Annotated in this window: 14 protein-coding genes; 7 read left to right on the plus strand and 7 right to left on the minus strand. The window is 63.6% G+C overall.

The window, feature by feature from the left end; translation table 11 throughout:
* Nucleotides 1-263: 263 nt before the first annotated feature.
* The 7 genes from GRI58_RS13505 to GRI58_RS13535 all read right to left on the minus strand — a co-directional run bounded on the left by GRI58_RS13505 (nucleotide 264) and on the right by GRI58_RS13535 (nucleotide 6,541).
* Nucleotides 264-485, minus strand: coding sequence for a hypothetical protein (locus GRI58_RS13505; RefSeq protein WP_160754136.1), 222 nt, complete (start codon nucleotides 483-485; stop codon nucleotides 264-266).
* 475 nt (nucleotides 486-960) lie between these two features.
* On the minus strand, nucleotides 961-1,347 hold the full coding sequence (locus tag GRI58_RS13510; protein WP_160754137.1) for a single-stranded DNA-binding protein: 387 nt from the start codon (nucleotides 1,345-1,347) through the stop codon (nucleotides 961-963).
* Nucleotides 1,348-1,994: 647 nt separating this feature from the next.
* Nucleotides 1,995-2,477 carry a DUF6692 family protein gene (locus GRI58_RS13515; RefSeq protein ID WP_160754138.1) on the minus strand — a complete coding sequence of 161 codons (483 nt, stop codon included), beginning with the start codon at nucleotides 2,475-2,477 and terminating at the stop codon, nucleotides 1,995-1,997.
* Nucleotides 2,474-2,938 (minus strand): DUF305 domain-containing protein, encoded by a 465-nt coding sequence (locus tag GRI58_RS13520; protein ID WP_160754204.1) that lies wholly within the window; start codon nucleotides 2,936-2,938, stop codon nucleotides 2,474-2,476. Before GRI58_RS13520 ends, GRI58_RS13515 begins: the two co-directional genes overlap by 4 nt.
* Before the next feature lie 63 nt (nucleotides 2,939-3,001).
* Nucleotides 3,002-3,418 carry a potassium channel family protein gene (locus tag GRI58_RS13525; protein WP_160754139.1) on the minus strand — a complete coding sequence of 139 codons (417 nt, stop codon included), beginning with the start codon at nucleotides 3,416-3,418 and terminating at the stop codon, nucleotides 3,002-3,004.
* Nucleotides 3,415-5,793, minus strand: a complete 2,379-nt coding sequence (locus GRI58_RS13530; RefSeq protein ID WP_272916354.1) for a heavy metal translocating P-type ATPase — start codon at nucleotides 5,791-5,793, stop codon at nucleotides 3,415-3,417. The genes GRI58_RS13525 and GRI58_RS13530 overlap by 4 nt, the downstream gene beginning before the upstream one ends.
* Nucleotides 5,794-5,839: 46 nt before the next feature.
* Nucleotides 5,840-6,541 carry a c-type cytochrome gene (locus GRI58_RS13535; RefSeq protein WP_202386979.1) on the minus strand — a complete coding sequence of 234 codons (702 nt, stop codon included), beginning with the start codon at nucleotides 6,539-6,541 and terminating at the stop codon, nucleotides 5,840-5,842.
* Nucleotides 6,542-6,769: 228 nt separating this feature from the next.
* Here GRI58_RS13535 and GRI58_RS13540 point away from each other — a divergent pair, with 228 nt between their 5' ends.
* The 7 genes from GRI58_RS13540 to copD all read left to right on the plus strand — a co-directional run bounded on the left by GRI58_RS13540 (nucleotide 6,770) and on the right by copD (nucleotide 12,501).
* Nucleotides 6,770-7,054: a hypothetical protein gene (locus GRI58_RS13540; protein ID WP_160754141.1), complete on the plus strand. Its 285-nt coding sequence runs from the start codon at nucleotides 6,770-6,772 to the stop codon at nucleotides 7,052-7,054.
* A complete protein-coding gene (locus GRI58_RS13545) occupies nucleotides 7,051-7,494 on the plus strand; it encodes a periplasmic heavy metal sensor (RefSeq protein WP_160754142.1) in 444 nt (147 codons plus the stop codon). Before GRI58_RS13540 ends, GRI58_RS13545 begins: the two co-directional genes overlap by 4 nt.
* A 4-nt stretch (nucleotides 7,495-7,498) precedes the next feature.
* On the plus strand, nucleotides 7,499-8,059 hold the full coding sequence (locus GRI58_RS13550) for a sigma-70 family RNA polymerase sigma factor (protein ID WP_160754143.1): 561 nt from the start codon (nucleotides 7,499-7,501) through the stop codon (nucleotides 8,057-8,059).
* Between the two features lie 57 nt (nucleotides 8,060-8,116).
* Nucleotides 8,117-9,973 (plus strand): copper resistance system multicopper oxidase, encoded by a 1,857-nt coding sequence (locus tag GRI58_RS13555; protein WP_160754144.1) that lies wholly within the window; start codon nucleotides 8,117-8,119, stop codon nucleotides 9,971-9,973.
* On the plus strand, nucleotides 9,970-11,139 hold the full coding sequence (locus GRI58_RS13560; protein WP_160754145.1) for a copper resistance protein B: 1,170 nt from the start codon (nucleotides 9,970-9,972) through the stop codon (nucleotides 11,137-11,139). Before GRI58_RS13555 ends, GRI58_RS13560 begins: the two co-directional genes overlap by 4 nt.
* 74 nt (nucleotides 11,140-11,213) lie before the next feature.
* Nucleotides 11,214-11,570, plus strand: a complete 357-nt coding sequence (gene copC / locus GRI58_RS13565; protein WP_202386980.1) for a copper homeostasis periplasmic binding protein CopC — start codon at nucleotides 11,214-11,216, stop codon at nucleotides 11,568-11,570.
* A gap of 1 nt (nucleotide 11,571) precedes the next feature.
* Nucleotides 11,572-12,501, plus strand: coding sequence for a copper homeostasis membrane protein CopD (copD, locus tag GRI58_RS13570; protein ID WP_160754147.1), 930 nt, complete (start codon nucleotides 11,572-11,574; stop codon nucleotides 12,499-12,501).
* Nucleotides 12,502-12,559 lie beyond the last annotated feature (58 nt).

Here is a 12,559-nt window from a genome sequence, read left to right on the forward strand (position 1 = left end):
TGGGATGGCCATCCCACCAAGGCCGGTCCCTTACGGAACAGCACGCAAATAACACGGATCGATAATACAAGGAGCGCATCGCCAGATGCGCGGGACAGAGTGCGTCCAAAGCCCCGCTCGAATTGCGCGCGAGCCCGATGATCCGTCCGACCCCACTGCGGATCGCGGCGGCGGTCCTGGGGCGTCCAAGCAGGCTGAAGACCCCCGGGCGAGCATGAAAAAATGGAGCGGGAACCGCGATCCGGTTCCCGCTCCGCCGAGGCTCAGTAATCCTCGAGCATGCCCCCATGAACCGTGTGAACCACGCGCGACGCCAGATGCGCGGGCAGCGCATTGTAGTCGCCTTCGTCGAGCGCGAAGTATCCCAGTTCGGCATCCTCGACGACATGCTGGTCGAAGAAGCTGTGAAGCGCCCTTTTCTCGGCGGTTTCCAGAGCCTCGAAATAGTTGCGAGACGGCAGCGGGCAATGCGTTGAACAAGCCATGATATTCCTCCTGAAACTGTCGTGAGACGACAGGAGGTCGGCCGATGGTCCGGGGCCTTCCGGGTCACAGGATCGCTCCGCAGGGGCGACCGCGCGAGCGGCGGTGGGGGCAACGATTTTGGGCGCGGCCGGATGCAGTCCGGCGGCGGGCAAAATGGTGGGGCCCCGCACGTCCTTGAGGCGGAAGGGACCGGGCCATCATGCTGGAACAGCCGTGAGCCAGGACCCCACCCACCTTGCGTCAGGCAATAGCGCGCCACGTATCGAAGGAGGCCGGGAACGCCGGCGGACCGCGACCAGGTGGTGGGCACGCCGACTGAATTGTGAACGGGACTGTCGGCAGCATCGATCGACTACGGTCTTCCGCCGCAGCCCTGCCCATTCACGCTGCCAGGCGAGTTCCAGCCTGGTCTATCACGGCAAAAAGAGGCCCTGCCGCCGCGGGCAGGGCCTCTCGGAGAGGTGGATCGGTCGTTCAGTCGATCGGAGGTGCGTCCTGGTTGTCGCCGCCGCTGGCACGGGAGAGGAAGTCGACCTTGTCGGCGAGAATCTCGCAGCCGTAGCGCTTGATGCCGTCCTGGTCTTCCCACTGGGTGTAGTGCACGCGGCCCTGGACCGAAACCAGCTGACCCTTGGAGCAGTACTGGCCGACGGTTTTGGCGAGACCGTTGAAGCAGGTCACCCGGTGGAATTCGCTGTCCTTGGCGGTGTATCCGCTTTCGTCCTTGTAGGTCTTGCCGTCCTTGTCGCGCGCGGGACGGTCGGTGACCACGGTGATCCCGGTGACACTGGTGCCGCCCTGAGTTTCGCGGGCCTCCGGATCGCGGGCGATGCGGCCGGTGAGGATAACGAGATTGGTCATGATGATTTCTCCTTCAGCTTGCCAACCGGAACCCGTTTCCGGCTTGCGAACGTCGATGAGAAACAGGGCATGGGAGGGTCGCACCGCAGGCCGCATGGCCAAGGGAAACCCGTTCGCGACGGGTGGTGCGGGCAGCCCGCGCAGCGGGCAACACGGCCGGAAGCGAACGGGTTGCGATCCCTCAGCTGACCTGGTTCAGACAGGTTCGCATGAAAGCCGGATCGGGTTCGCGTTGCCCCTGAAGGCCGGTATTCGACCCAACCGTGGTGTCCGACCTGCCTCGCTGACCTCGCGTCCGGACCGTCGACCGGATGACGCCCGCCCGATCATCACGCTTCCCGAGCCTCTTCGCGACCAGGCAATCCGGACACGGGTGCGATTGCGGCGCCGGCTGCGCGGCGCTTTATACCTGCCTTCCCGACGCCTCGGCCTACGCGTCCTGGCCGGTGCTCCGACACCGCTATTGAAGGGCGAGTGCGGTGCTCAATGCCCGAGTGCCTGGCGGCCATACGATCGGCCATGCACTGTCACGCAAGTGGGTGCCCCCCGAGCAGCGAATTCAGCCTGGCCGACTCGAAACCTGGTCCGGAAAGAACAGGCAACCGCCTACAGCGAGAGGCCTTTCCCGCGGTGTCTCGCGCCGGGCCTCATTGATAGCACTGAACGTAACCGCGATAGCCGATCTCGTCCTTCGCCCGAGGCGGGACGACAATCATTTCCATCGCCTTCAGACCGGCATTTCCTTCTTCGTCGACAGGCCGCAGCGTCACAAGAAGCCCGGCGTCTTCGTAGCGCGCGTTTCCCGCGTTGGGCAGAACGACCAGCTTCCCATTGAGCTTAATGGCGCCGCGACCCTCGGGCTCGAACAGAAACGACGGGAAAGCCACTTCGGTCAGCTTGATCGCGCAGCGACCCTTCCGTCCGCCGAGCGCCGCGATGTCGGCATCGCTCATCGTCTCGGGTTTTATACTTGCGGTCGCGACGTTCCTCAGGGCCTCAGCAGCCCCCATGATCGGCGCTGGCGTCGGTGCGGGGTCGAGCCTTGCCTCGCGGTCGTTGCCGACCGCGGTGTTCTGGTTGCACGCTGCCAGCGGCAGCGCCAGCGCGGTGATGATAGCCAGCGTTCTCATTGTTGCACCTCCGCGGGCAGACGTTCGCTCGTACGCACGCCATTCTTTTCGATATCGGCGATGAGATACTTCATCTGGGCGATCTCGCGCCGCTGCGCGACGATGATGTCGTGGGCCAGTTTGCGGACGCGCGGGTCGCGGATATGGGCGCGCTCGCTGGTCATGATGGCGATCGAATGATGCGGGATCATCGCCTTCATATACTCGGTATCGGTCACCGTTGTCTGGCTGCGCACCAGCCACAGCGCCAAGCTGAAGACCACCGCAGCGGTGCCGAGGATGATGAAATTCTTGGTCGTATTCTTGTGCATCGACCACATGAACAGCAGCATGATCACCATCATCACCGCGCCCATGACGAAGGTCATCCAGAAGCGCGTCTCGCTCCAGAAGATGTGATCGACACTGTAGGTGTTGGCGTACATCAGGAAGAACATCGCGACGGTCGACGTCGCGATCATCATCATGAATCGGACATAACCCCCGCCCCCTCCGGATTTGTGCGATTGTTGATCTTTGGCCATTCACTCCTCCTGTTTGCTCATGGTTTGATAGACGTACTGGGCGGTGCAACTGATCAGGAGAAAGCCGGTGAGCGATGCAATTCCTGTGATCACCCGTAAATGCTGCGTAGGATAGACGTCTCCCAGCCCCACAGTCGTGACCGTGATCAGCGAGAAGTAGTAGTAATCCATCCAACTCATGGCCGGTTCCTTGTCGAAACCACCCAACCCAATACTTGCAGCCAAGGCGAAGCCGACCGCAAACAGTGCAGCCACGGCCAAGTGGCTCAGAAGGACCAGAAGCGATCCGCCGATCAGACGCGGTCCGCGTGGAGCACACCCGGGAGGCGAAACCCGCTTGGCCAGACCAAGCATTCCCAGATGAACCGACAGACCCAGGACAAACAGCGCAATGCCGATGAGAAGGGCAAGGATCATGCTGCCGCTCCGCTCGCCAATGTAGGAAGGCTAAGTCCGCGCAAGCGGAGGGCGTTCGCAATCACCGAAACCGAGGAGAGGCTCATCGCGGCGGCCGCGATCATGGGACTGAGCAGCAATCCGAAGAACGGGAACAGCACGCCGGCGGCGACCGGGATTCCAAGCGAATTGTAGGCGAACGCGAAGAACAGGTTCTGCCTGATGTTTCGCATGGTGGCGCGCGACAACACGATCGCCTGGACCACGCCGGTGAGGTCTCCGCGAACCAGCGTCACCCCGGCGCTTTCGATCGCCACATCGGTGCCCGTGCCCATGGCGATCCCGACATCGGCGGCCGCCAGCGCGGGCGCGTCGTTGATGCCGTCTCCGGCCATCGCGACCCGGCGACCTTCCGCCTTGAGCTCCTCGATCCGCCGGTGCTTGTCTTCCGGCGAGACATTGGCGTGAACCTCGTCGATGCCCATTTCGCGCGCCACGGCTTCGGCGGTCGCCCGGCTGTCGCCGGTCAGCATCACCACGCGGATTCCGCGCTGGTGAAGCGCCGCAATGGCCTGTGCGCTCGTCGGCTTGATCGGATCGGCGACGGCGAGGAGCCCCGCCGGCTGTCCATCGAACGCCACGAACATCACCGTGCGGCCCTGCTCGCGGCCCTCCCGGGCCGACGCGAGCCAGTCCTCGTCGGTAATGCCCACGCTGTGCATCAGCTTCTCGTTGCCGATTGCTACCCGCCGTTCGCCGACTGTCGCTTCGACGCCCTCACCGGTCGTCGACGCAAGGGCAGTCGCACTGGCAGGCGATATTCCGCGACCGCGCGCACCTTCGACAATCGCGTGCGCCAGCGGATGCTCGCTGCCCATTTCGACCGCGGCCACGGCGGACAGAAACTCGGCTTCGTCGATCCCCGCCATCGGGGTCACGGCAACGAGGTCCGGCTTGCCCATCGTCAACGTGCCTGTCTTGTCGACCACCAGCGTGTCGATCTTCTCGAGTGTTTCGAGAGCTTCGGCATTGCGGATCAGGATGCCGTGCTGCGCGCCCTTGCCCGTACCGGTCATGATCGACATCGGAGTGGCGAGCCCCAGGGCGCAGGGGCAGGCGATGATGAGGACGGCGATCGCGTTGACCAAGGCATAGGCGAGCGCAGGTGCCGGACCCCAGAATGCCCAGACCGCGAACGTGACCGCAGCGATGCCGATGACAACCGGCACAAACCAGCCCGCGACCTGATCGGCCAGCCTTTGTATTGGCGCACGGCTGCGCTGCGCCGCCGCCACCATCTGCACGATCTTGGACAGCATCGTGTCCTTGCCGACGCCCGTAGCGCGCATGACGAAGCCGCCGGTCTGGTTGACCGTTCCGCCGATCACGCGATCTCCGGCTGTCTTGGCAACCGGCAGCGGCTCGCCGCTGACCATCGATTCGTCGACTGCGCTTGCACCCTCCTCGATCTCGCCATCGACGGGGACCTTGTCACCGGGCCGGACCCGCAGCCGATCGCCGGTTCGAAGCTGGTCAAGCGGAACCTCGCGTTCATCGCCTTTGCTGAAGATCTTGACCGCATTGGGCGGAGCCAGTTCGAGCAATGCGCGCAAGGCGCTCGAGGTCGACCCCCGCGCCTTGAGTTCGAGGACCTGCCCCAAAAGAACCAGGGTCGTGATCACGGCCGCGGCCTCGTAGTAAACTCCTACCCGGCCCGAGTGGTCGCGGAACGCGGGGGGAAACAGGGCGGGAGCAAACGTCGCCACCAAGCTGAAGAGATAAGCGACGGCGACCCCGAACCCGATGAGGGTGAACATGTTGAGGTTGCGCGTCCTGAGCGATTGCCAGGCGCGCGTGAAGAAGGGCCATCCTCCCCAAAGAACGACAGGACTGGCGAGGAGCAGCTGCGCCCATTGCGCCCACGCAGGTTCGATCAATCGATCGAAGCTGATCCAGGGTACCATGTCGCTCATCGCGTAGGCGAACAATGGCAACGTGAAGAGCGCGCTGATCCAAAACCGGCGGCGCATGTCGACGAGTTCGGGATCGGGCCCTTCATCGAGGCTGACCGTCTCTGGTTCGAGCGCCATGCCGCAGATCGGGCACGATCCCGGTCCCGGCTGGCGGATTTCGGGGTGCATCGGACAAGTGTAGATCGTCCCTTCGGGCACATCCTCGACCGCATCGAGGTGCCCGCCCGACAAGTAGAGCTGCGGATCGATCAGAAACTTCTCTCGGCAGCGGCTTGAACAGAAGTAATGGCAGGCCCCCTCGTGCTCGGCGACATGCTTGGCGCCCTCGATCGTCACCGCCATGCCGCATACGGGATCAAGAGCGGTGCCGGGGGTCGAAGAGCCGCCCGAGGCCGCAGGATGATGATGATGATGATCTGTCAGGGGTCGTCTCGCTTCATTGTCTTGGATCCCGCTCAAGGAGCAAACGTTAATGGGTGTGCGCAGGTCCCGGGGCATCCACGTGAGCGGATTCGCCGGCCTTTCCCGGTGGATCCTCCATCTCCCGAGCGTCGCCCGATCTCTCCACATGGTGATCTGCGGCGCCGGCAGACTCCGACATTCCTTCCATCATTTCGTCGTGCTCGGCGGGTGCCCGCGCGATCGCAACGGCGTATTGCTCGGGTGTCATTCCGGGTAGCTGGCGAACGAATGCGACCATATCCCAGATCAGCTCGTCGCTGTGGGTCTTGCCCCAGGCGGGCATAGCGCTGAGCTTGATCCCGTGCTTGATCGCCCAGAACTGCTGCGCCGGGGTGTGGGCGCGACCGGCCACCGACAGCTCGGGAGCCGGCGGATAGAGTCCCTGGCTCATCTCGGAGGCTTCGAGACCGGGACCCAGATGACAGCCCGTGCACATCTCCGTGTAGAGACCGGCGCCGGTGGCGATCCGCTCTGGACTGTCGAGGTCGCCCGGAGCCTCGATCCCCTCCGCAGCGCGGGCGATCGAGTTCTCGCGCACGGTATCAAGGGCATTATGGACGAACCGCCAGTGCGGCGCATCGGCCCCGACGTTATAGATGCCTGAATAAACGAACACGCCGGCGAAGGCCGCCAGGACAAGGAAGACCAGCGCTACGAAAGTGACGCTCGGCAGGTGCCGTTTCAGGTCGTAAGGGTTCGTTTTGGCCAATTTTTGCTCCTTGTCCGCACCTGCGACTGTCCGGGACAATGCAGTTCGACTATGGCATCACTTGCCGCACGGAGCAGAGGAGAAGTCGTCTCTGGTCTGCTCTATTCCGACTTTCTGAACGCGCGTTCATCGGTGATACGTCGCCACCGCACCCACCCCTCAAAAATTAATCGAGGGTTGCAGCGCGGGGATGCGTATAGGTTTGACGAATGATCGAGAGTGCAGCCCATGAATGATAGCGCCTTGGACGACACGCTTGCCGGTCTGGCGGCAAGCGAAAGCGCGTGTTGTTGCAATCCCGACTTCTGCGCCTGCGTATGGCAGCGGGTCGGACGACTGCAGGAAGCGCGCGAGCGCAAGACCCGGCTCTGGCTGGGAGCGGGGGTGGCTGTCGTGGCGCTCGGCACAGGCTTCGGTACGGTTGGGGCGCCTTACTATACGCATCCGCAATCACGCATCTCGCTGGAGAGCAGCCAGCTGGCCCCGTCGGCCCTGCTGCATGTGTCGGAATGAAGATTACCGGCCGACTGACCATCCTTCTTCTTGCGCTGGCCCTGATCGCCGGCGGGCTTGGCGCGGGCATCGGGACCTGGCTGATCGCCGAAAACAAGGATCCGGTCGGCTTGCACGCCTTTGTCCATCAGGAGCTCGATCTTAGTCCGGGTCAGGAAGCGAAACTCGCCACGCTCGAGCAGCGCTTCGCGATCGAACAGCGCCGGCTCGAGCTCGAGCTCAAGTCCGCCAATGCGCAGCTGGCCGAGGCAATAGAGAGTGAGCATCGCTATGGCCCGCGTGTCGCCGTCGCAATCGACCGGGTCCATGAGAAGATGGGAGCGCTCCAGAAAGCGACCGTCGATCACGTGTTCGCGATGCGCGAATTGCTAGATCCCCGCCAGCGTGCAGCCTTCGACCGGGAAGTGACCGCCGCGCTGACGGCCGACCCTTCCGATTGAGAACGTGCCGAATGCCGACGACTTCGACGAAGAAAGGCTGATTGCTGCCGCGCAGCAAGGCGATCGCGGTGCCTTCGATCGCTTGATCAGACATCATGGTCCACGGCTGCTTCTCCTCGCGAACCGTATGCTTGGCAATGCCGCGGATGCCGAAGACGCGGTGCAGAATGCCATGGCTTCGGCATGGCTGGCGCTGTCCAGGTTCGACAGGATGCGGCCCCTTGCACCCTGGCTCACGACAATCGCGATCAACAAATGTCGCGACGTCGTGCGGCGCAGGCGGTTCATGCGCCTGCTGCCTTCCGGCGGCGACGAGGCGGTAAAGCTGATCGCCGATGATGCGCCGGACCAGGATCTGCAAATGGAGAAGCGCGAGCTACTCGATCGTGTGGCACGCGAAATAGCCCGCCTCCCGCTGAAGTTGCGCGAGCCGTTCGTGCTGGTCACTTTCGACGGGCGCACGCAGGCAGACGCTGCTGCTATCCTCGGGGTCAGTGAAAAGGCCGTCGAAACGCGAATTTACCGGGCCCGAATGCGATTGCGCGAGAAATTCTCCGAAAGATGAGGGATCGACTGCCTCCAGTCGTAAGGAGGTCGAACAGTCACAACGGAAAGTTGGTACATGCCCGCGCTCGATCGCAGACGGTTTCTCCATGCGAGCGCAACGTCGCTCGCCACCATCGGAGTCATGAGCTCCGTGCCCGCCTGGGCGCGAGGTGCCAGCCTGACGGGGGGGCTGATGCAGCAGGGCTTCGACGAGGTGTCGGGAGCAACCATCGACCTGACGATCGGCGCCGGCCCACGTTCGGTGCAAGGTCGCCGTGGACCGGGTATCGCCGTCAACGGCAGCGTTCCCGGCCCCCTCGTGCGGCTCACAGAAGGCAGCCCGGTGCGGATCAACGTCACCAATACGCTCGACGCCGACAGCTCGATCCACTGGCACGGGTTGCTGGTACCTTTTCAGTTCGACGGAGTTCCGGGGGTGAGCTTCCCCGGCATCAAGCCCGGACAGACCTTTACCTACGCTCTGCCGCCGATCCGCCAGGCTGGCACCTACTGGTGGCACAGCCATTCCGACCTGCAGGAACAGGCAGGGCATTACGGGCCGATCGTAATCGATCCCGCCGCGCCCGATCCGGTGCAGGCGGACCGCGATTATGTGCTTCTGCTGAGCGAGTTCACCTCGCTGATGCCGCACGCGATCATGGACAAGCTCAAGAAGGGCGAGGGCTATTTCAACTACCAGAAGACGACCTGGACCGATGACTACCCGCTGAGCGGCGCTGACCGGCGCATGTGGGCGAAGATGCGCATGATGCCCACCGACATCCTCGATGTGACCGGTTCGACATACACTTATCTGGCGAACGGGTTCGGGCCGAAGGAAGGGATGGAGTTCCTGTTCAACCCGGGCGAGCGGATCCGCATCCGGGTGATCAACGGCAGTTCGATGAGCTTCTTCAACGTCCGCATCCCGGGCGCGACCATGCATATCGTCGCCGCCGACGGCCAGAACGTGCGCCCGGTGCCGGTGGAGGAGTTCCAGATCGGCACCGCGGAAACCTATGATTTCATCGTGGAGCCGACCGGCGAGGCGATGACCATCGTCGCGGAATCGATGGACCGGTCGGGCATGGCGGTGGCGACCCTCGCCAGCCGTCCCGGCGCGCGCGCGCCGGTCCCGGCGCTGCGCGATCCGCCCCTGCTCACCATGGCCGACATGGGCATGAGCGGAATGGGCCATGGCGGAATGGCCGGCATGCAAGGTGGCGGCGGTGCGATGGCAGGAATGGACCATTCCGCCATGGGCCACGGAAACACCGATAGCGCTACAATACCGGCAATGACCACCGCGTCCGAGCCGATGGGTGGGATGGACATGGGCGGCATGAACATGCGGGACACTTCGATGCTGCCGCCTGACGTCAAGGTGGGACCGGGACTCGACATGGTCGCGATGAACCCGGTCGACCGGATGGGTGATCCCGGCATCGGGCTCGCCGGGCTGCCGCACAAGGTGCTCACTTACAAGGATCTCGTCGCGCTCGAGCCGAACGACGATCTGCGCACACCTTCGCGGCAAATGGAGATCCACCTGACCGGCAACATGGAGCGGTTCATGTGGTCCTTCGATGGCAAGAAGTTCAGTGCCGTGAGCGACGATCCCATCCGGTTTGCCAACAACGAACGGGTGCGGGTGAAGCTGGTGAACGACACGATGATGGCGCACCCCATCCACCTCCACGGGCACTTCTTCGAACTGGTCAACGGCTCGCCGGCCGATCGGCAGCCGCAAAAGCACACGGTGATCGTGCAGCCAGGCGGGAGCGCGATGTTCGACCTGACCGCGGACGAGCCTGGCGACTGGGCGTTCCACTGTCACCTGCTCTACCACATGCATGCCGGGATGTTTCAGATCGTCACCGTCGCCGGGGCGCCCGATACGCCGCACGACGAGCGCGGGGGAGAAAGCGAATGAAGCCGCTCCTCGCCCTACTGCTGCTGGGCGCCGCCACCCCGGCCATAGCCCAGCACACCGGGCACACCATGCCGATGGGCATGCCGATGCCTAAACCCACGCCGACGCCAACCCCGAAAGCGAGCCCCAAACCGGCTGCGCCAACAAAAAAGGCAACACCAGCCCCAGCCAGGAAAGCCGCTCCCGCCAAGAAACCCGTCACGCGACCGCAAACGGATCCAGCCGATTCCCGGGCCTCGCCGCCGCCCGCCGAAGGCGCGATGGACCACAGCACAATGGACCATGGCGCGATGGATCAGGGGCAATTGGATCAAGGCACGGCCGGGTCCGCCGACCCCTCGATGCCCGAAGACCATGCCAGGATGGACATGGGCGCAATGGACCATTCCCAGATGGACATGGGCGCGATGGCCATGCCCATTCCCGCAACCGCCCCGCCGGCTGCGGCCGGGTCGGGACCGCCGCGCGCCGCCGACGCAATCTGGGGCGCCGAAGCCATGCGCGCGTCCCGCGAGGCCCTTCGTGACGAGCAGGGAGGACAGAAATTCCTCTGGTTCATGGCGGACCGCGCCGAGTACCAGATGCGCGAGGGCAAGAACGGCTATCTATGGGATGTCCAGGGCTATTACGGCGGCGACATCGACAAGTTCTGGTTCAAATCCGAGGGCGAAGGAAGCTTTGACCAGAAAGCCGAAAGCGCCGAGGTCCAGGCCCTCTACAGCCGGGCAATCAGCCCCTGGTTCAATCTGCAAGCGGGTGTTCGCCAGGACTTTGCACCACGCGATCGCACCTACGCTGTCGTGGGCGTTCAGGGGCTCGCGCCCTATCTGTTCGATATCGACGCAGCGGCGTTCCTGTCCGACGAAGGTGATCTAACCGCACGCTTTGAAGGCGAACTTGACCAACGCATCACCCAGCGTCTGATCCTGCAGCCTCGGGCCGAAGTGAACCTGGCAGCCCAGGACATTCCGGAACTGGGCATCGGAGCGGGTCTCGATACCCTCGAGCTGGGTGTGCGGCTGCGCTACGAAGTCGCCCGCGAGTTCGCACCATATGTAGGCGTCGAGCAAAGCTGGAAGATCGGCAAGAGCGCGGATTACGCAAGGCTGCGCGGGGAGGATCCGGGCGTGACCAACTACGTCGTCGGCATCCGGCTCTGGTTCTGAGCGACACGTCGCAAGGATCGTTCGCCCAAAGTACGGGCCACCTCATCTATCCAAGGATTTTCATGAGAAAAGTGATGTCTGGAATACTCGCTATCATCGGCAGTGCGTCGCTTCTCACTGCTGGTCCGGCTTTCGCGCACGCCAAGCTGACATCCTCTAATCCTGCCGATCATGCTACGGTCTCCGCAGCGCCGAAGGTCATCTCTTTGACCTTCAACGAACAGCTCGTGCCGGCCTTCTCCAGGTTCGAAGTGACGATGCCCGAGCATGGAATGGCGGTTCCGGTGAAGACGTCGGTCGCAAGCGACGGTAAAACGATCGTCGGAACGCCTGCACGGGCTCTCCCGCGGGGCGCCTACAAGATTGTGTGGAGCGCGGCGACTGCCGACGGCCACAAGATGCAGGGCGAGCTGAACTTCAAGGTCGGCTGACATGATCGAGCCGGTGGTCGTCGGCCTCAGGCTCCTGCAATATCTGGGAGCGATACTTCTGATGGGAGCATCGCTCTTTTTCGTCTATTCCGGTAGTCCAGCAACTAACCGGGAGAGTAGACTAACGGCACCGCGCCGCCTTCTCCTGATTGTTGCCGCCGCGGTTCTCGCGGTCGCGAGCCTCGCCGCCATTGTAGCCCAGTCCAGTCTCTTCGCGGGTTCGCTGACGGGCGGTATCGATACGAACGCTTTGCGTGCAGTCGGGTTCGGAATGAAGCTCGGCTTAGCGGCGCTGGTGCGGGCAGGCGCGGCGACTGTAGCGCTGGGATTGCTCCTAATCCTGCCCTCCGGCCGCGTTACCTGGATGGCCACAGCCGCTCTTGGCTCAGTGGCCACGGTGAGTCTGGCCTGGCTGGGTCACGCGGCCGCTGCAGAGGGCTCTCTCGGTGCCGTCCATTTGGCCAGCGACGTTCTTCACGTTACCGCGGCAGCCGTCTGGATCGGTGCGCTGTTCGGATTGCTGCAGCTGCTCCTCGCCAGCCCGCAAGGCATTGGCGACCGCCAGGAGGTGCATGCAGCCTTGCATCGGTTTTCCGGCATCGGCTCGCTTGTCGTCGCGATCCTGCTGCTCACCGGTCTCGTCAACAGCTGGATGCTTGTCGGCCCCGACCATCTCGCCGGGCTTTGGACAACCCGCTATGGCCAGTTTTTGATCGTGAAGATCGTCTTGTTCGGCGCCATGATCGGCCTCGCCACCGTCAATCGTCTCCGGCTTACGCCCGCACTGGGTGACGCGATGAGCGCTGCAACTCCATCCCGCCACGCGACATCTGCGCTCCGGCGCAGCATCGCGTTGGAAACCATCCTCGGAGTAGCGGTGCTTTTCCTGGTTGCATGGTTCGGCACCATGGCGCCGCCTGCCTCGACGTAGCCACGGACGATTTCGCACAGAGCTTCATCTTGAGGTGGGGCCCGAGCGGAGAAGCGTG

It is taken from the genome of Qipengyuania algicida, assembly GCF_009828025.1.
In the GTDB taxonomy this organism is placed as follows: domain Bacteria; phylum Pseudomonadota; class Alphaproteobacteria; order Sphingomonadales; family Sphingomonadaceae; genus Qipengyuania; species Qipengyuania algicida.

Excerpts from the sequence above, each read along its gene's own strand:
- copC (WP_202386980.1), top strand. The coding sequence starts at position 11,214 with ATGTCTGGAATACTCGCTATCATCGGCAGTGCGTCGCTTCTCACTGCT.
- GRI58_RS13525 (WP_160754139.1), bottom strand. The coding sequence starts at position 3,418 with ATGATCCTTGCCCTTCTCATCGGCATTGCGCTGTTTGTCCTGGGTCTG.
- GRI58_RS13510 (WP_160754137.1), bottom strand. The coding sequence starts at position 1,347 with ATGACCAATCTCGTTATCCTCACCGGCCGCATCGCCCGCGATCCGGAG.
- GRI58_RS13545 (WP_160754142.1), top strand. The coding sequence starts at position 7,051 with ATGAAGATTACCGGCCGACTGACCATCCTTCTTCTTGCGCTGGCCCTG.
- GRI58_RS13520 (WP_160754204.1), bottom strand. The coding sequence starts at position 2,938 with ATGATCGCGACGTCGACCGTCGCGATGTTCTTCCTGATGTACGCCAAC.
- copD (WP_160754147.1), top strand. The coding sequence starts at position 11,572 with ATGATCGAGCCGGTGGTCGTCGGCCTCAGGCTCCTGCAATATCTGGGA.
- GRI58_RS13540 (WP_160754141.1), top strand. The coding sequence starts at position 6,770 with ATGAATGATAGCGCCTTGGACGACACGCTTGCCGGTCTGGCGGCAAGC.
- GRI58_RS13560 (WP_160754145.1), top strand. The coding sequence starts at position 9,970 with ATGAAGCCGCTCCTCGCCCTACTGCTGCTGGGCGCCGCCACCCCGGCC.
- GRI58_RS13515 (WP_160754138.1), bottom strand. The coding sequence starts at position 2,477 with ATGAGAACGCTGGCTATCATCACCGCGCTGGCGCTGCCGCTGGCAGCG.
- GRI58_RS13555 (WP_160754144.1), top strand. The coding sequence starts at position 8,117 with ATGCCCGCGCTCGATCGCAGACGGTTTCTCCATGCGAGCGCAACGTCG.
- GRI58_RS13505 (WP_160754136.1), bottom strand. The coding sequence starts at position 485 with ATGGCTTGTTCAACGCATTGCCCGCTGCCGTCTCGCAACTATTTCGAG.